This window comes from Hyphomicrobium zavarzinii ATCC 27496 (assembly GCF_000383415.1).
In the GTDB taxonomy this organism is placed as follows: domain Bacteria; phylum Pseudomonadota; class Alphaproteobacteria; order Rhizobiales; family Hyphomicrobiaceae; genus Hyphomicrobium_C; species Hyphomicrobium_C zavarzinii.
The window spans coordinates 316,585-332,923 of record NZ_KB911259.1; the positions used below are offsets into that span (position 1 = coordinate 316,585).

The 16,339-nt window shown below is 62.3% G+C and carries 15 protein-coding genes and 1 tRNA gene; 12 read left to right on the forward strand and 4 right to left on the reverse strand.

Annotation, left to right across the window (positions count from 1 at the left end; all coding sequences use genetic code 11):
* The first annotated feature begins 29 nt into the window (after positions 1–29).
* The 6 genes from F812_RS0115875 to F812_RS0115900 all read left to right on the forward strand — a co-directional run bounded on the left by F812_RS0115875 (position 30) and on the right by F812_RS0115900 (position 6,457).
* The gene (locus tag F812_RS0115875) at positions 30–308 is read left to right on the forward strand and encodes a Nif11-like leader peptide family natural product precursor (protein ID WP_020086972.1); all 279 of its coding nucleotides are present in this window, start codon (positions 30–32) and stop codon (positions 306–308) included.
* A gap of 30 nt (positions 309–338) precedes the next feature.
* The gene (locus F812_RS0115880; RefSeq protein WP_020086973.1) at positions 339–641 is read left to right on the forward strand and encodes a hypothetical protein; all 303 of its coding nucleotides are present in this window, start codon (positions 339–341) and stop codon (positions 639–641) included.
* A gap of 80 nt (positions 642–721) precedes the next feature.
* Positions 722–1,888 carry an acyl-CoA dehydrogenase family protein gene (locus F812_RS0115885; RefSeq protein ID WP_020086974.1) on the forward strand — a complete coding sequence of 389 codons (1,167 nt, stop codon included), beginning with the start codon at positions 722–724 and terminating at the stop codon, positions 1,886–1,888.
* An 81-nt stretch (positions 1,889–1,969) separates the two neighbouring features.
* Complete coding sequence (locus tag F812_RS0115890) at positions 1,970–4,432, forward strand: PAS domain S-box protein (protein WP_020086975.1); 2,463 nt, start codon at positions 1,970–1,972, stop codon at positions 4,430–4,432.
* 1 nt (position 4,433) lies between these two features.
* Entirely contained in the window at positions 4,434–5,057 is a 624-nt protein-coding gene (locus F812_RS0115895; protein ID WP_020086976.1) for a response regulator transcription factor, read from the forward strand.
* 443 nt (positions 5,058–5,500) lie between these two features.
* Positions 5,501–6,457, forward strand: a complete 957-nt coding sequence (locus F812_RS0115900; RefSeq protein ID WP_020086977.1) for a LysR family transcriptional regulator — start codon at positions 5,501–5,503, stop codon at positions 6,455–6,457.
* 82 nt (positions 6,458–6,539) lie between these two features.
* On the opposite strand, the gene F812_RS24245 is transcribed toward F812_RS0115900, so the two are convergent.
* Positions 6,540–7,508 (reverse strand): LysR family transcriptional regulator, encoded by a 969-nt coding sequence (locus tag F812_RS24245; RefSeq protein WP_020086978.1) that lies wholly within the window; start codon positions 7,506–7,508, stop codon positions 6,540–6,542.
* Positions 7,509–7,770: 262 nt separating this feature from the next.
* On the opposite strand from F812_RS24245, the gene F812_RS0115910 reads away from it, so the two are divergent.
* Positions 7,771–8,589: an LssY C-terminal domain-containing protein gene (locus tag F812_RS0115910; RefSeq protein WP_020086979.1), complete on the forward strand. Its 819-nt coding sequence runs from the start codon at positions 7,771–7,773 to the stop codon at positions 8,587–8,589.
* Positions 8,590–8,687: 98 nt separating this feature from the next.
* Here the strand turns inward: F812_RS0115910 and F812_RS0115915 are convergent.
* Both F812_RS0115915 and F812_RS0115920 read right to left on the reverse strand, forming a co-directional pair.
* A tRNA-Arg gene (locus F812_RS0115915) sits at positions 8,688–8,763 on the reverse strand.
* A 110-nt stretch (positions 8,764–8,873) separates the two neighbouring features.
* Entirely contained in the window at positions 8,874–9,800 is a 927-nt protein-coding gene (locus F812_RS0115920; protein WP_040498533.1) for a LysR family transcriptional regulator, read from the reverse strand.
* An 86-nt stretch (positions 9,801–9,886) separates the two neighbouring features.
* Here F812_RS0115920 and F812_RS0115925 point away from each other — a divergent pair, with 86 nt between their 5' ends.
* From F812_RS0115925 to fae, 5 genes are all read left to right on the forward strand, one after another.
* Positions 9,887–11,146, forward strand: a complete 1,260-nt coding sequence (locus F812_RS0115925; protein ID WP_020086981.1) for a sarcosine oxidase subunit beta family protein — start codon at positions 9,887–9,889, stop codon at positions 11,144–11,146.
* 28 nt (positions 11,147–11,174) lie between these two features.
* Positions 11,175–11,471 (forward strand): sarcosine oxidase subunit delta, encoded by a 297-nt coding sequence (locus F812_RS0115930; RefSeq protein WP_020086982.1) that lies wholly within the window; start codon positions 11,175–11,177, stop codon positions 11,469–11,471.
* On the forward strand, positions 11,471–14,479 hold the full coding sequence (locus F812_RS0115935) for a sarcosine oxidase subunit alpha family protein (RefSeq protein WP_020086983.1): 3,009 nt from the start codon (positions 11,471–11,473) through the stop codon (positions 14,477–14,479). Before F812_RS0115930 ends, F812_RS0115935 begins: the two co-directional genes overlap by 1 nt.
* Positions 14,472–15,059, forward strand: coding sequence for a sarcosine oxidase subunit gamma (locus F812_RS0115940; RefSeq protein WP_020086984.1), 588 nt, complete (start codon positions 14,472–14,474; stop codon positions 15,057–15,059). Before F812_RS0115935 ends, F812_RS0115940 begins: the two co-directional genes overlap by 8 nt.
* A 68-nt stretch (positions 15,060–15,127) precedes the next feature.
* Positions 15,128–15,676, forward strand: a complete 549-nt coding sequence (fae, locus tag F812_RS0115945) for a formaldehyde-activating enzyme (protein WP_020086985.1) — start codon at positions 15,128–15,130, stop codon at positions 15,674–15,676.
* 124 nt (positions 15,677–15,800) lie between these two features.
* On the opposite strand, the gene F812_RS0115950 is transcribed toward fae, so the two are convergent.
* The gene (locus tag F812_RS0115950; protein WP_020086986.1) at positions 15,801–16,286 is read right to left on the reverse strand and encodes a group II truncated hemoglobin; all 486 of its coding nucleotides are present in this window, start codon (positions 16,284–16,286) and stop codon (positions 15,801–15,803) included.
* Positions 16,287–16,339: the final 53 nt, after the last annotated feature.

Consider the following 16,339-nt stretch of genomic DNA (forward strand, 5'->3'; position numbering starts at 1 on the left):
ACATATAATCCGACAAGACGGGAGAAAACATGCTTGAGAAAGCAATGCAGCGCGACGCGGAATCGCGCATCTTCGAGAAGGAAATAAAGAAACTCGGCGAAATTCTGATGGCAGATCCAGCACTTCTGGAAAAGCTCGATACCACACCCGACAAATCCGCGTTCATCGATATGTACATGGCAATGGCCAAGGAACGCGGCCTCAAATTCACACGCGACGACCTGTTGATCGCGGTGCAGGAGCAGAAGCAAGGCCAGGACTGGATCCTTCCGAAAAAGGTCATCCGCATGATTGCGGACCGGTTCTGAGACGCCATAGGAACTGAAGGAAACGCAAAGATGAGCAACGACATCAAAACCACTGAAGGGCGCGTGGTCGGCAGCTGGGACGGCGTGTGCGCCAAGGAATTCATGGCGGAAATCGGGCGCGTGCGAAAAGCGCTCGCCGCTGCGGGCAACGGCGAGAAATTACAGCCCAGGGACATGCCTCACAGGGACCAGCTTCCGGCTGATCTGAAGAGCTTCAACGCCTATCCCCTGTGGGGATGCGACAAGAACGGTCAGTGTGTTGTGGGCGCGGGCGCGAACCGCATCGAGCCCGTGGAGAAGGTCTTGTCGTTTTCCCTCGTTGAGCACCACTAGCCAAGGCCCTAGACTGGAGCTGCCCACGAATGAACCGGGGAGGGCCTAGGCCCTCCCCTAGTTGATAGAGAGAACCGAGAATGTCGTTTTGGGAGGCCGGCAGCGCTGCCATTCTGCGAAAGACCGAGGAGATCGCGCGAGACGTTCTCGCACCACAGGCGGAGCGTATCGATACAGACGCAGTATGGCCGGAGAAGAGCCTCCGGACGTTGCTCGCGGAAGGCTTCGGGGGGCTGCTCGTCCCGCGCCAGTACGGCGGCAAGGGCCAGGGTATGCAAACGCTGGCGCGCGTTTGCGAGGCGCTGAGCAGGGGATGTGCATCTACTGGAATTTGCTACGGCATGCACTGCGTCGGAACGTCCGTGATCTCGGTGAACGCGACGGATGCGCAACAGGAGAACTTCCTCACCCCGATTTGCCAGGGCAAGCACATCACCACGCTCTCACTGAGCGAAACGGGAACCGGCGTACACTTCTACCTACCGCAGACGCGACTGGACTCGGTTCCCCCGGAGCACTACCTGCTCAACGGCGAAAAGGTCTTCGTCACGAATGGAGGGCACGCTGATTCCTATGTCGTGTCGGCCGTGGCCGGCTCGCCAGAGGCGCCGGCAGGACGGTTTTCATGCGTCGTAGTGCCGGGCAGCACGATGGGACTGAGCTGGGGCCAGCCCTGGAACGGCGTCGGCATGCGGGGAAATTCTTCGCGCTCCATGACGCTGCGTAGCGTGAAAGTACCCCGCTACTGCCTGCTCGGGCGCGAGGGCGACCAGATCTGGTACATTTTCAACGTCATCACACCCTTCTTCCTGATCGCCATTTCCGCGACTTACCTGGGTATTGCCGCGAGCGCCCTCGAGGAGGCCCGCACCCACATCACACAGCGCCGCCACGTGCACACCGGATCTCTGTCGCAAGCACCCATCGTGCAACATCGCATTGGCGTGCTGTGGGGGATGCTGGAGCGGACGCGGCGCCTCATCTACAGCGCGGCCGCAAGTTTCGACGCGGGCGAGCCCGACGCGCTGATTCCGGTCATGGCCAGCAAAGCCGAGCTTGCAGACGCAGTCGTCACGATCGTGAACGAAGCCATGACGTTGACAGGCGGACGCGGCTATGCCGAGGGCTCCAGGCTGTCACGCCATTTGAGAGATGTGCGCGCGGTCCATCTCATGTCTCCATCAACGGATCTATTGAGAACCTGGATCGGCAGATGGGTTCTCGGCGTACCGTTTCTCGCCGACTGATTGCCTCAACGGACGCGATAGTCCTGTCTTCAGCGGCGGAGAGTGCAAAACGCGATGCCACACACGACGAAAGCCATCCAAATGCAGGCCAGAGCGACCCGCCTGGCCTCGACTGGAAGCGACTCGTGTCGGCTCCTTTTTGTCGACGTCGACCAGCAGCTCGGCTTCCATCTCGCGAACAATCTCACCCGCCTCCACCACATCGAGTTCATCCCGGGCAGCGAACAATGCCTGAGCGAGCTGAAGGCAGGCGTCGAGTTCGTAGATGCCGTTTTGCTCGGCCCGGACATCGAGGACAAGGTCGGCACCGCCCAGAGCATCAATATGCTCGACAAGCGGATCCCCATCGTCATCCTCAGCACCGATGTGAACTGCGCCAGGCTGCGGCAGAACCTGATGTTCAGCCCTTTTCTGGGCCATGAGGTTCTCGTCTGGCCAACCAGCGACATCGATGGTCTCGCCGCCGTGCTCGCAGACGCAGCCGAACGACGCCAGCAGCGCCTGCGCTACCAGAAGGCGACGCTCGCGAATGCGCATGTCCAGCTCGAGGTGCTGCCCCTTCTCCAGTCGGCCAACGCGGAGTTCATCGAGGGGCTCTTCGACAACGAGCCGATAGCCGTTCTCGTCACGGATCAACATGGGATTGTCCGGCGGCTCAATCGCCAATCCATGCAGATTCTGGGAATCAAGGAACAGCACGGCCTCGGGCGGCCGCTGCGAGAGCTATTTCCCCGCAAAGAGCATCGGCGGCTGTCCGCACTCCTCAAGCTCGCCCTGGGATCGGAAGATCCGCTTCCCCCCGAAATTTTCGAGCTTCCGATGGACGGCGGCAAGAGCGTCTACATCGAAGTGACGTTCGCCGCATTTTCCGCGAGGAATGGCAAGCGCGGCGGAGCGATGGTCGTCATCCAGGAGGTGACGCTCCGCGTGCAAGCGGAGCAGAAGCGCACGGAGGCCGTCGTCGAGCTTCGCCTGATAGCGAACACGCTGCGGGCCTTCCACGCCATCAACACCGACACCACGCTCACCTTTCCGCGGAAGATACGCCAGGTGCTCCACCTCGGCTGCGAGCAGTTCGGCTTGCCGATCGGCATCATCTCCCGGGTGGAGGGAAATACCCTCACCATTCTCGAATCCATATCCGATCTTCCCCGGTTCTCGGTAGGGCGGAGGCTCGGCCTCGACCGGACTTACTGTTCCACGACGATCGACTCAGTCGAGCCGATCGCACTCGAAGATGCCGGAAACTCGGAATGGTGCACCCATTCGACTTATCGCGAAACCGGCTTTGAAGCATACTTCGGTGCCCGCATCGTCATCGACGGCAAGCCCTTCGGAACGCTCTGCTTCATCGGCCGGACAAGACGAAAACGCCCGTTCACATCCGCCGAGCGCGAAACGCTCAAACTCATGTCGCAGTGGATTGCGAACGAGCTTCAGCGTGAGCTTGCCGAAGCCCACATGAGAAAGCTGTCGAGCGCCATCGAGCAGACCGCCGACAGCGTCGTCATCACGGATTTTCTGGGCTGCGTGGAGTACGTGAATTCATCCTTCGAGTTCCTCACCGGCTATGAGCGCGCAGAAATCGTTGGACAGGCCGCGAACTTCCTCAGCACCAATGGCAAGCTGCGCACCGATCTTTGGGAGGCTATCGGCAAACGCAGAAACTTCCAGTTCCTCCGAACGGACCGGACGAAGTCCGGCACGACGTTTCATGAACAAATGACGATCAGCCCGCTTCGGGACACGGACGGCCACATCACGCACTTCATCGCGACGGGCCGGGATGTGACAGGCCTCATCGAGGCGAAAGCGACCGATCGCAAGCGCCAGGCCGAGCTCACGCACGTGGCGCGTCTCAGCACCCTCGGCGGCATGGTCTCCGGCCTTGCGCACGAGTTGAACCAGCCACTTTGCGCGATCATGACCTACGCGCAAACCTGCCTTCGCAAGATTGGCGGAGAGAATCCGGATCTCGACGATCTGAAACACGGACTGAACCAGATCGTCCGGCAAGCCGAGCGGGCAGACGAGATATTCGTCCGCATCAGGAATTTCTCGCGCAAGCGGGAAATCAAGCGGCAACGAACCGACGTGCGGGAAATACTCAACAACTCGCTCGCCTTCGTGGAGACGGAAATCCACCACAACAACATCAAGCTTCAGATCCGCGCGCCCAAGAAAGCACGATTGGTCTTCGTAGACGCGGTTCAGATTCAACAGGTGCTGATCAACCTCATCCGCAACAGCATCGACGCGCTGAGCGGTGTCGACGAGGCAAAGCGCACTTTAAAAATAAACGTGACGGCGGACGGCGACAGCCTGACCAAGATTTCCGTGTCCGACAATGGGTGCGGATGTCAGGAGGCACACATGGACCGTCTCTTCGAGCCGTTTTTTACGACAAAGGAAGCCGGCCTCGGTGTCGGTCTCAGCATAAGCCAGGGAATCGTCGAGGCCCACGGCGGGAAGCTATGGCTTCACCAGACCTCGCCAAAGGGATCGACGTTCTGTGTGACCGTACCCAATTGGAAACGAGCCTGATATGTCCTCAGCAGCTAGCAAGAAAGCAACACCTACCGTCTTCATCGTCGACGACGATTTGGCCGTGCGGGATGCAATCCGCTGGTTGATGGAGCAGGTCAAACTCAAGGTTCAGGTCTTCGCATCTGCCGATGAGTTCCTCGCCAACTATGTTCCAGGCACGCGGGGATGCATCATTCTCGATATCCGGATGCCTGGAATGAGCGGGCTCGAGCTGCAGGAGCGCCTGAAGGCCTCAAAGGCGCTCATCCCCATCATCATCATAACCGGCCATGGCGATGTGCCGATCGCTGTTCGCGCCATGAAAGGCGGCGCGATCGAATTTCTGCAGAAGCCGTTCAACGATCAGCTCCTTCTCGACACCGTGCAATCGGCCTTGTCCACCTACGCGGAAATCTGGGATCAGGAGGCACGCCGGCAGGAGTGCAACAAGAACCTTTCCTCCCTCACCAAGCGCGAGATGGAGGTGTTGAACCTGTTGAGGACGGGCAAGCCCAACAAGCTTATCGCGACCGCCCTCAACATCTCCGTGCGAACGGTGGAAGGCCATCGCGCCACCATAATGGCCAAGACCGGCGCAAAATCGCTGGGAGCGCTGATCGAAATGCTGCACGCGCAAAGCTAGCCCGATGCAGACAGTCTCAAGGCGTGCGGACAGCAACCCGCGTCATGCGGGCTCGGAACGAACGAGCCATTTCAGCTTACCGCTTCAAGATTAGGGGCGCTGGTGGCTACGTCCAGCCTACTGTCCTACCCGGGGAGACCGTTTCGAATACAGCAACGACAGAACGTAGCCGACCAGCTGGCGACGGGGAGCGTCGCGTTGGCAACCTCAATAATCGAACGAAGCGAAATATCGGAACTCGCAAAAGAGACAGTCGGCCGTGTCGGCTAGTTTCATCTTCGCCACCGGCCTCAGACAGTTTATCGACTGTTTTCATCGCAACACCAAGATGCCCAAAACACTTGCATTTGCGCATCCAATACGCGTTGCGGAACGTGTTTTCACGGGGTTGCACGAAAGCAGCGCATAGCTCATGGCATTGGAAGCCCGGCAGGGAGGGCGCCATGGACCTAGAACAGCTAAAATTCGTAAAGGCGCTCGCAGACGAGGGCAGCTTTGAAGCGGCTGCGGCCCGGTGCGCAGTCGCTCTCCCGGCCATTTTGACCGCCATCACTCAACTCGAGGCCGAGTTTGGAAAACGTCTTTTCCGGCGCACGGCGACAAGCGTCCGATTGACCCCGTACGGCGAACACCTGCTCCCGCACATACTGGTTGCGATCCAGGTCCTGGATTCTCTCACTCACCACTCCCAAACGCCACCCACCAAATCCCACACCAGCGTGCATGTCGGGTTGTCACCGATCATTGGCATCCGCCGCGCCGAGGCGATCCTCTCGAGGTTTCGCGCCAAACACCCCGAAACGGACGTCATCTATCACGAGCGGAACTTCAACGAGCTGTGCCTTCTGCTCCAACAGCGTCAGCTTGATATTATTCTAGCGCCCTACGATCTGGACACGTCGCTCAACTTGGAGCTCTTCTGCGTCTCTTTGGAATGCGATCCTCTGATCTTTCTGCCGACGCCGTCGAGCAAACCTAAGTGGGAGCTGTTCGACAGCGTAACACTGGCCGATATCGCCAACGAAACGTTCGTAATGCTCTCCGACGGTTGCGGGCTCGCGAGCTTCACAAAACAGATCTTCAAGTCCCACAACATCGTGCTGCGTCAGCACTCAGGCGAGGCGAGCGGCTATGGCGCACTATACGAGTGGACACAAGCCGGCATTGGCTCCGGCATTCTTCCCCGGTCCTGCATCGCCGATAAGGAGTTCCCCGGAATACCAATCGTTCAGAACGGACATCCCGTCACGATCGAATATTTCGCGCTCGGAAGGCCATCGACAATCTCGCCGCGTCTTTTTTCCCAGCTTTGGGATTCTCTGCTCGAGACGAAGATCGTGCTTCCTCAGCTTACGGGGTCATTACCGCGGCTGCTGCGCCTGCTGAAGACGACGCTATAAGTCCGCGAGATCCGCAGCGCACGCCGGCCCACCGCCGCGCTGGACGCACCAGCGCCGTTCACTCATTCGATTTGGAGACGATCTAAGGCGCCGTCTTGATCAATCGGAGCTCCCGCTTGCGAGCAAGAGGGCCAGGGGCCTGGCGTGTGGAAACTGTTCTGGCTTCCCGCAGGGCCTCCCACAATTCGGAGAAGGGCGCGCGCGTAATAGTGGACGGTTTGCCCATCGTGAAATAGTCGATCGAGACCTCGCATCCATCGTGCACGATGGGAAGTGCCAGCGGAGCTTTTTCCGGCATACGGGACTTGGGAAGAATGCCGGAGCCGATCCCCGTCTCGGCCCATTCGATGATAGATTCATAGCTTCCGACATCTCCGATGTGCCGGCGCAGCATCATATCGTTCGATTCGAAGATGGCCTTCGTGAAGCTGGTCAGCCCACACGTGTCGGGAACCAGCACGAAGGTCTCGTTCACAATGTCGTGGAGCGTCACGCTGCCGGCATCGAGCCACCGTTGACGGTCCGACGACTTCGGAACGAACACCAACGGATCACGCTCCATCAGGATTTCCATGTGCTCGGTGTCGAGCCGCAATCCTTTGTCGTAGGGCGATATGATGATATCGACCTGGCCACCCCGCAGAAGCTCATAGAGCTCGCGGAAATTGTACTCCCTGTAGGCGATGTGGATATCTGGATGCTTCGACCTGAAGCCCGCCAGCATGGCTTCGGCACGCCGGATGCCGACGAGTGGCGACAGTCCGACCTGGATGCTGTTGACGACGCTCTTTTCGACGGCAGCTTTGGATCGCGCCTTCAAGGCTTCGATCGACTGCAGCACCTCGACAACGAACGGCAGCAGGTGCTCACCGTAGGCAGTCAGGCGAACGCTTCTCGTCGTCCGCTGAAAAAGCCGCTGTCCGAACTCGGCCTCGAGTTGGGCGATTCCATTCGACAATGTGGGTTGGGTGACGTTGCAGCGCGCCGCTGCCCCTCCAAAGCTTCCCTCGTCGACGAGGGCCTTGACGTACTTGAGTTGTTGGAAGTTCATGGCAACATCCCACGTGGGCTACCTATGCCATGCGATAAATTGTTCTCGTGAAGCAACCCCGTAAAAACACCTGTGATCATAGGGGTACATGGCTCGAAAGAGCCGGAAACTGTGCTGAAAAGCGGCTTGCTGGCCAAGACTTAGGCTCGGGGCCCCCACGCAATCAACTTGGCAGGGTGACGCATTTGCCGTCAGCTATCACAGAGCCCTTTATGGTCATGCCGCCAGCAAGAACACCCGGCCGAATGCTTGAGAGCACCCCATGAAAGCCGTCGCAAGGCTTCTTCAGCGACTGGCCGTGCTAGGCGTCGGCGTACTCGGCATCTGGCTGATCGTCTATGTCTTCGAGCTCACGGACAAGAGGGTGCCCACTCTTCTGGCACTCGGCATCACCTATGGCATCGCAGCCTACGTCATCCTGCCCCGCGTGGTTCGCATGGGGCTCAAAATTCTCCAGCGCAAGCATGTGCCGCACTTCACGGTCACGGGCGACGGGCTTCTCGGCGATCCCGTCAATCTCGCCCTCGTGGGCACGTTAGACCAGCTCCGCGCCGCCTTCTCCGCGACCGGCTGGGTCGAAGCGGATCCGCTCAATATCAACACCTCGTGGCGTATGGCTCAGGCCTTTGTCCTGAACAGACCCTACCCGACGGCGCCGTTCAGCACGCTCTACCTGTTTGGACGCGGACAGGACATCGGCTTTCAGAAGGCCATCGGCGATAGCCCGCGCAAGCGCCACCATGTCCGCTTCTGGGCGCAGGACGTCACCAATGCCGAGGCCAACGCAAACACACTCGACTTCTGGCTCAACACCGACCGGCCAGAAGATTCGGAGCTGGCGCTTTGGGTGGGCGCCGGCACGCGCGATACGGGCTTCTCGCTGACGCGCCTCACATTCCAGATTACGCATGCAACGGATGCCGACACCAATGCCGAGCGCGATTTCATCATCGGCGAGCTCACGCGATCGGGCACAATCCGGCATGCGATGCTGGTGAAGCCCGGAGACCGCCTGGAACGCGCCGCCAGTCACTACATCTGCGACGGCGAGATCGCGGTCGCGGAGATCGTGAAATCCTGAGAGCAAAATTCACGCGGGTGGATCGCAGCGTGATGCGCGCCCTCCACGTGGAAAGCCGCAACGAAAATCCAAGCGTTTTCAATGAAAATTCAGAAAAATGGCGACCCCGGCAGGATTTGAACCTGCGACCCTCAGATTAGGAATCTGATGCTCTATCCACTGAGCTACGGGGCCCGCCTGGCACCTATGAATACATGAGCCGCGTGGCAATTTCACAGTGAAAAAAGCGCGCAACGGCGGGGGCAAATGCGAGCTGCGCGGAGCCTCTGGACGCACCCAGGTTGCTACTGCAGCGCCCCGGCATCGAGAAGCACCCGCCGCGCCATCTCGCCGAGGTCACGGGGAATACGCCCCAGCTCACGATGACGCGCGACCAAAGTCAGTTTGCGGGTGATCTGTGGCCCGGGAAGCTGCGCCGTAATGAGGCCTGCCTCGGGCAACGCCGCCTCCCGGATGCAGAGCGGCGTGGTGATCGCAAACCCCAATCCGTTCGCCACCATCGAGGCCACACCGTAGGGCGTGTCGAACTCGAAGGACCGCGGCACATCGAGGCCGAGCCTGCGAATATGCGACTCGATATCGAGCCCGGTCTGGGAACGGCTGCTGAAACGGATCAGCGGCTGGGATTGCGCGAGCTTCCTGAGCGCCCCGACCGTGCGAGGCGCTTCCGTGCCCGCCGGAAGAAGCAGAACATAAGGCTCCTTGGCGAGCTGCCAGCGCTCGAGCCCCGCCCAGTCCTCGAGGTCGTCCACACCGAGGAACAGGTCGAGCCGCCGCGTCAGCAGATCGCTCGCGTGCGACGCTGTGAGCCCCGAGAGGATCCACACTTCGTCTGCCTTCGATGCGAGATAGGAGGCGAGCGGCGCCGTGAGTGCGCGCGCGAGCGAATCGACGAGCCCGACGCGAATGAGAGGCAGCTTGCCGTGCTCCGTTTCGCGCAGCAGCGGACCGATCTGACGCGCTTCCGCCAGAAGGGCGCTCGCACGCTGCCGCAAGAGCCCACCCGCGAGCGTAACGGCCAGCGGCCGCACGGTGCGATCGAACAGCTCGTGCCCGAGCTTCCGCTCGAGATCGGAGATGGCAAGAGACACAGCCGGCTGGGTCAATCCAAGCGCCCGCGCGGCCGAAGACATGGCCCCCGTCTCGCAGACGGACAGGAAAATTTCGAGCGACCTGAGGTCGAAAGGAAGTGAGGCAGAAGCGTCTCTCATGACGACAGTATAAATAACACTTATATCCCCCACAACCGCATTCGCCGTTAAGGGTAGAAGCCTCAGTCTCGAGGAGCGAGCAGACGATGTCTTGGTCCCACTACTCCATCTTTTCCGTCCTACGCGAATCCCTCCGCGGGCATACGGGCTGGGGCCCGGCCTGGCGCGATGCGGCCCCGAAATCCGATTACGACGTGGTGATCGTGGGCGGCGGCGGCCATGGCCTCGCGACCGCCTTCTACCTCGCCAAGCACTACGGCCCGCTGCGCATCGCAGTCGTCGAGAAGGGCTGGATCGGCGGCGGTAACGTCGGCCGTAACACCACCATCGTCCGCTCGAACTACCTGCTGCCCGGCAACATCCCCTTCTACGAGCTCTCTATGCAGCTCTGGGAGCAGCTCGAGCACGAGCTCAACTATAACGCGATGGTGAGCCAGCGCGGCGTGCTGAACCTTTACCATTCGGACGCCCAGCGCGACGCCTTCGCCCGCCGCGGCAACGCCATGCGCCTCCACGGCGTGGACGCCGAGCTGCTCGACCAGGACGCGGTCCGTAAGATGGTTCCGTTCCTCAACTTCGAGAACGGCCGCTTCCCCATTCACGGCGGTCTCCTCCAGCGCCGCGGCGGCACCGTACGCCATGACGCCGTCGCCTGGGGCTACGCCCGCGCCGCCGACAAGCTCGGCGTCGACATCATCCAGAACTGCGAGGTCAAAGGCTTCAAGCGCGAAGGCGATCGCATCGTCGGCGTTGAGACCACGCGCGGCTATATCGGCGCGCGCAAGATCGGCATGGCCGTCGCCGGCAGCTCCTCGCGCGTTGCCGCCATGGCGGGCCTGCGCCTTCCCATCGAGAGCCACGTGCTGCAAGCCTTCGTCTCCGAAGCCATCAAGCCGTTCATCGACGGCGTCGTGACCTTCGGCGCCGGCCACTTCTACATCAGCCAGTCCGACAAGGGCGGCCTCGTGTTCGGCGGCGATCTCGACGGCTATAACAGCTACGCCCAGCGCGGCAACCTTCCCGTCGTGGAGGATGTCTGCGAAGGCGGTATGGCGCTGATGCCGCGCATCGGCCGCGTGCGTTTGCTGCGCCACTGGGGCGGCATCATGGACATGTCGATGGACGGCAGCCCGATCATCGACCACACGCCGGTCCAGGGCCTCTACATCAACGCCGGCTGGTGCTACGGCGGCTTCAAGGCGACCCCGGCTTCGGGCCTCTGCTTCGCCCACCTGATCGCCCGCGACGCGCCTCATCCGGTCGCCAAGGCCTACCGTCTGGATCGCTTCGCCACGGGCCACGCGATCGACGAAAAGGGCATGGGCCCGCACCCGAACCTGCACTGACATCAACCCTGATAGGAAAGTCCCGGCGATGCGAATCGCATGTCCCTACTGCGGCGAACGGAGTCTCGACGAGTTCCTGTACTCGGGAGACGCCACGGTGAAACGGCCCGACTTCGCGAGCCCCACCGCGACCGAAGAATTTGTCAGCTACGTGTATGAGCGCACCAACCCGCCGGGCATGCACCGCGAGCTCTGGTACCACGCGGCGGGCTGCCACGCCTGGCTGGTCGTCACGCGCGGCGTGGCCACCCACCAGATCACGTCGGTCGAGGCCGCGCGTGAAGTCGCCCTCAAGGAAAAGTCTGCAACGAAGGACACTAAGTAATGGCCACGCCTGGACACCGCTCGGGCACGGGTTCGCAGCCGAACCGCCTCGACAGAGGCGGCCTGATCGACCGTAGCCGCACCATTCGCTTCACCTTCGACGGCAAGACCTACACCGGCCACCCCGGAGACACGCTTGCCTCCGCGCTTCTCGCCAATGGCGTGGTTCTGACCGGCCGCTCGTTCAAGTATCACCGTCCGCGCGGCATCCTGAGCGCAGGCTCCGAGGAACCGAACGCCCTCGTCGAGCTGCGTGACGGCGCGCGCCGTGAGCCCAACACCAAGGCCACCATGGCCGAGCTGTTCGACGGGCTGAGCGCGACCAGCCAGAACCGCTGGCCTTCGCTCGAGTTCGACGTCATGTCGATCAACTCGCTGCTGTCTCCGGTCTTCGTCGCAGGCTTCTACTACAAGACGTTCATGTGGCCCTCGGCGCTCTGGGAGAAGTTGTACGAACCCATGATCCGCCGCGCCGCCGGTCTCGGCCGGGCGAGCGACGATGCCGACCCCGACACATACGACAAAGCGACCGCTTTCGCAGACGTGCTCGTCATAGGTGCGGGATCGGCTGGCCTGATGGCCGCCCTCTCGGCCGCGCGCACCGGCGCCCGCGTCATCCTGGTGGATGAGAACGCCGCGCTCGGCGGACGCGCCATTGACGACGCGGCAGAGATCGACGGCAAGCCCGCCGCCGACTGGGTCCGATCGGTAGAGACCGAGCTTTCGCAGGCCAAGAACGTGCGCATCCTGCGCCGCACGACGGCGTTCGGCGCCTATGACGGCGGCACATACGGTGCCGTCGAGCGCGTCAGCGATCACCTTCCCAAAGCGGCCGAAGGCGCGCCCCGCCAGCGCTTGTGGCGCCTCGTCGCCAAGCAGACCGTACTCGCCTCCGGCGCAACCGAGCGGCCGATCGTGTTCGGCGGCAACGATCGCCCCGGCGTCATGCTGGCAGGTGCCGTCCGCACGTATCTCAACCGCTTCGGCGTCGCCCCCGGCCAGCGCGCCGTGGTGTTCACGAACAACGACTACGGCGCAACCACGGTAACCGCCCTCAAACGGGCAGGCGTGGATGTCGTAGCCCTCGTCGACAGCCGCCCCGAACTCTCCGAACAGGTGAAGCGCATCGCGGGAGAAGCCGGGACCAAGCTGATCTCGGGGGGCGTCGTGACCGGCGCCGTCGGCAAGAAGCGCGTGACCGGCGTGACCATCCAGACGCGCACCGACGACGAGATCAAGCTCGAGTGCGATCTGGTAGCCGTCTCGGGCGGCTGGAATCCCAACATCCAGCTCACAACGCATCAGGGCAGCAGGCCGGTCTGGAACGATACGCTCCATTGCTTCCTGCCGGGCGTCCTGCCCCACGGCATGTCGCTGGCCGGCGCCGTGGCGGGCGACCTCGCTTTACACAAAGCACTCGCCGGCGGCGCAACCGCGGGCGCCAGCGCAGCCACCTCCACCGGACGCCAGGCCACGCCCACGGCCGTGCCGAAGGCCGCCGAGGAGAGCGAGGCCATCACCCCGCTCTGGCGCGTCAAGAACCCGAACGGCAAGGCGTTCGTCGATCAGCAGAACGACGTCACCGCTTCCGACGTCGAGCTTGCCGAGCGCGAAGGCTTCCGCGCGGTCGAGCATCTGAAGCGCTACACCACGCTCGGCATGGCGACCGACCAGGGCCGCACCGCCAACGTCAACGCGCTCGCCATCATGGCCGAGATCACGGGCAGGTCGATCCCGGAGACCGGTATCACCGTGGCACGTCCGCCCTACACGCCTGTCGCGCTCGGAGCCCTCGCTGGCCATCACCGCGAGAAGAACTTCAAGCCCACGCGCCTTCCGCCCTCCTATCGCTGGGCGAAGGAGCAGGGCGCCGTGTTCGTGGAAACCGGCCTGTGGCTGCGCCCGGCCTACTTCCCGCGTCCCGGCGAGAAGGACTGGCTCGAGACCGTCAAGCGCGAGGTGACCACCGTCCGCAGCGCCGTAGGCATCTGCGACGTGTCCACCCTCGGCAAGGTCGATCTCCAGGGCGCGGACGCAGCCGCATTCCTCGACAAGATCTACATGAACGGCCTCAAGACGCTCGGCATCGGCAAGGCTCGCTACGGCGGCATGTTGCGCGAGGACGGCATCTTCCTGGACGACGGCACCGTCGCGCGCTTCGGTGAGAACCACTACTTCATCACCACGACCACGGCCAACGCCGTGAAGGCTGTGCAGCACATGGAGTATTGCCACCAGTGGCTCTTCCCCGAGATGGACGTGCAGATCGTCTCGGCCACGGAGCAATGGGCGCAGTATGCCGTCGCTGGCCCCAAATCGCGCGAGCTGCTGCAGAAGGTCGTCGACCCCGAGTTCGACATCACGGACGCGGGCTTCAACTACCTGCAGGTGGGCGAGATCACCGTCTGCGGTGGCATCAAGGCGCGTCTCTACCGCCTGTCGTTCTCCGGTGAGCGCGCCTACGAGATCGGCGTTCCGGCCCGCTACGGCGATGCCCTGATCCGCCGCCTCATGGAGGCGGGGCAGGAGTTCGGCGCCTGCGCTTACGGCACGGAAGCCCTCGGCGTCATGCGTATTGAGAAGGGCCACATCAGCGGCCCCGAGCTCAACGGTACGACGACGCCGCGCGACGTGGGCCTCGGCGGGATGGTGTCGTCCAAGAAGGACTTCATCGGCCACGTGCTCGGCAAGCGTCCGGGTCTCACCGATCCCGACCGGCCGACGCTTGTCGGCTTCCGTCCGGTGGACCGGCAGGCACGGCTTCGCTCTGGCGCGCACTTCATCGCCCGCGACGCCGTCCCGAGCGCCAGCACCGACGAAGGTTACATGACCTCCGTCGCCTTCTCGCCCTCGAACGGCCACTGGGTCGGCCTCGGCTTCCTGAAGCGCGGCCCAGACCGCATCGGTGAGATCGTGCGTGCCTACGATCCGGTCCGCGGCGGCGACACGTTGGTCGAAGTCGTATCCCCCGTATTCGTCGATCCAGAAGGAGTGAGAGTCCGTGGCTAAGCAGGGACTGACAGCAACCTCGGCCTTCCTCCACTGGAAGCCCGTCGCAAATTCGAACCTCACCGTCGATGCGCGCGAGACCCTGACCATGGCGAGCTTCGCGGCCGCCAAGGGCAAGAAGGACGAGCTCAACGCCGCAGTTCGCGCCGCCTACGGCGTGGATCTGCCCAAGACGCCGTCGCGTGTCGAAGGCCAGCAGGGCGTCGCCTTCGTGTGGGCCGGCCCGGAGCAGTGGCTCGCCGTAGCGGAGCGAAAGGACGGTCGCGATCTCGAGACCGAGTTCAAGAAGACCTTTGGCCCGCTCGCCTCCGTCGTGGACCAGTCCGATGGCCGCGTCGTGGTGCGCATCTCCGGACCCCGCGCCCGTGAGGTGCTCGCCAAGGGCATCCCGCTCGATCTCCACGAAACCGCATTCCGGCCCGGCAGCGCGGCCATCACGCACGCGAGCCACATCGGCGTGATCCTCTGGCAGATCGATGACAAGCCCACCTACGAGGTGGCGCTGTTCCGGAGCTACGTCGACAGCTTCGCCCACTGGCTGCTCGACTCGGCCGCCGAATACGGTGTGGCGCACGCCTAGGCGCGCCCCGCATAAGCAACGAAGGACGCCCGGCGCACCCGCACCGGCGCGCATCACGGGAGATCTCGATGAGTGGACGAATTGGAATCCGCGTTGGAGAAGCGCTCGTAGCCGGCGGCCCTCCGGGCACCGCGGCCGAGCCCGAGGTGGCCATCGGCGATCTCGACGGCCCGTTCGGGACGGCCTTCGCGAACCTGCTCGGCAACCAGGTGGTGGGCCACAGCCGTGTGCTCGCCCTCCTCAACACCGACGTGATGGTGCGCCCTGCCACGCTCTGCGTAAGCAAGGTCACCGTCACCAACGAGCGCTACACCAATATCCTGATGGGTACGGTGCAGTACGCGACCGCCATGGGCGTGCTCGACGCGGTGCGCAGCGGCGACCTTCCGAAGGCCATCGTCAACGACATCGGCATCATCATCTCGGTGTGGCTGAACCCCTCCGTCGCCACAATCGACAATCTGGATCACAAGATCCTGTTCAACATCCATCGCGAGGCGACCGCCCGCGCCATTCAGAAGGCCATGTCGAACGAGCCGTCCATCGACTGGCTCCTCGAGAACCAGGACAAGATCATTCACAAGTACTTCGAGAAGGGTCTCAAAGGCGAGATCTGAGATTGCGTTCCCAAGCCCAGTAACTAATTCGCCGCCGGCCCTTGGGTTCGGCGGCTTTTTCTTGCCTGAGTTTTGCGGAAAGCAAGGGCGAGAAAGAGCAGAGCCCTCGCCCTCTCGAAAGACACTAGTCCCGATTGACCAGCATCGTTGCGACGCGCGTGAACGGCGCCATCAGGCGCGCCTTCACATCGGCGGAAAGGCCGACGCGATCGATGGCGATCGACATGCAGTTGAGCCAGGCATCCTTAGCCTCGGCGTTGATCTCGACATGCTCGTGCATCTGGCGCACGTCCGAATGTCCGTACTTCTGGACGTAAAGGCTGGGACCGCCGAAGAAGCCCGAAAGAAAGTTGAACTGCTCGATGCGGGAGTGCGCTACGCCATGCCCGCGCAGATGCAGCACGAGGAGCACGCGCCCTTCCGGCTCGAATTCGATGATGTCGTAGAAGGTCTCGATGAGATTGCGCAGCCCCTCCTCGCCACCAACGAGGTCGTAGAGAACGGGCTCTGCGGAAGCGGAGCGGCGAGCATGAAAGCGAGTGCCGGAGGAGGAGTCCGCGTGTTCGGATTGAACCGCGAAAGATGAGTCGCTAGAGGCAGCGCTACCCATTAGTTTTCCTCCATAATCTCCATTTTTCTTGAATTATACTGCTGTTCGTCAGT

Excerpts from the sequence above, each read along its gene's own strand:
- F812_RS0115875 (WP_020086972.1), top strand. The coding sequence starts at position 30 with ATGCTTGAGAAAGCAATGCAGCGCGACGCGGAATCGCGCATCTTCGAG.
- F812_RS0115880 (WP_020086973.1), top strand. The coding sequence starts at position 339 with ATGAGCAACGACATCAAAACCACTGAAGGGCGCGTGGTCGGCAGCTGG.
- F812_RS0115885 (WP_020086974.1), top strand. The coding sequence starts at position 722 with ATGTCGTTTTGGGAGGCCGGCAGCGCTGCCATTCTGCGAAAGACCGAG.
- F812_RS0115890 (WP_020086975.1), top strand. The coding sequence starts at position 1,970 with ATGCAGGCCAGAGCGACCCGCCTGGCCTCGACTGGAAGCGACTCGTGT.
- F812_RS0115895 (WP_020086976.1), top strand. The coding sequence starts at position 4,434 with ATGTCCTCAGCAGCTAGCAAGAAAGCAACACCTACCGTCTTCATCGTC.
- F812_RS0115900 (WP_020086977.1), top strand. The coding sequence starts at position 5,501 with ATGGACCTAGAACAGCTAAAATTCGTAAAGGCGCTCGCAGACGAGGGC.
- F812_RS24245 (WP_020086978.1), bottom strand. The coding sequence starts at position 7,508 with ATGAACTTCCAACAACTCAAGTACGTCAAGGCCCTCGTCGACGAGGGA.
- F812_RS0115910 (WP_020086979.1), top strand. The coding sequence starts at position 7,771 with ATGAAAGCCGTCGCAAGGCTTCTTCAGCGACTGGCCGTGCTAGGCGTC.
- F812_RS0115920 (WP_040498533.1), bottom strand. The coding sequence starts at position 9,800 with ATGAGAGACGCTTCTGCCTCACTTCCTTTCGACCTCAGGTCGCTCGAA.
- F812_RS0115925 (WP_020086981.1), top strand. The coding sequence starts at position 9,887 with ATGTCTTGGTCCCACTACTCCATCTTTTCCGTCCTACGCGAATCCCTC.
- F812_RS0115930 (WP_020086982.1), top strand. The coding sequence starts at position 11,175 with ATGCGAATCGCATGTCCCTACTGCGGCGAACGGAGTCTCGACGAGTTC.
- F812_RS0115935 (WP_020086983.1), top strand. The coding sequence starts at position 11,471 with ATGGCCACGCCTGGACACCGCTCGGGCACGGGTTCGCAGCCGAACCGC.
- fae (WP_020086985.1), top strand. The coding sequence starts at position 15,128 with ATGAGTGGACGAATTGGAATCCGCGTTGGAGAAGCGCTCGTAGCCGGC.
- F812_RS0115950 (WP_020086986.1), bottom strand. The coding sequence starts at position 16,286 with ATGGGTAGCGCTGCCTCTAGCGACTCATCTTTCGCGGTTCAATCCGAA.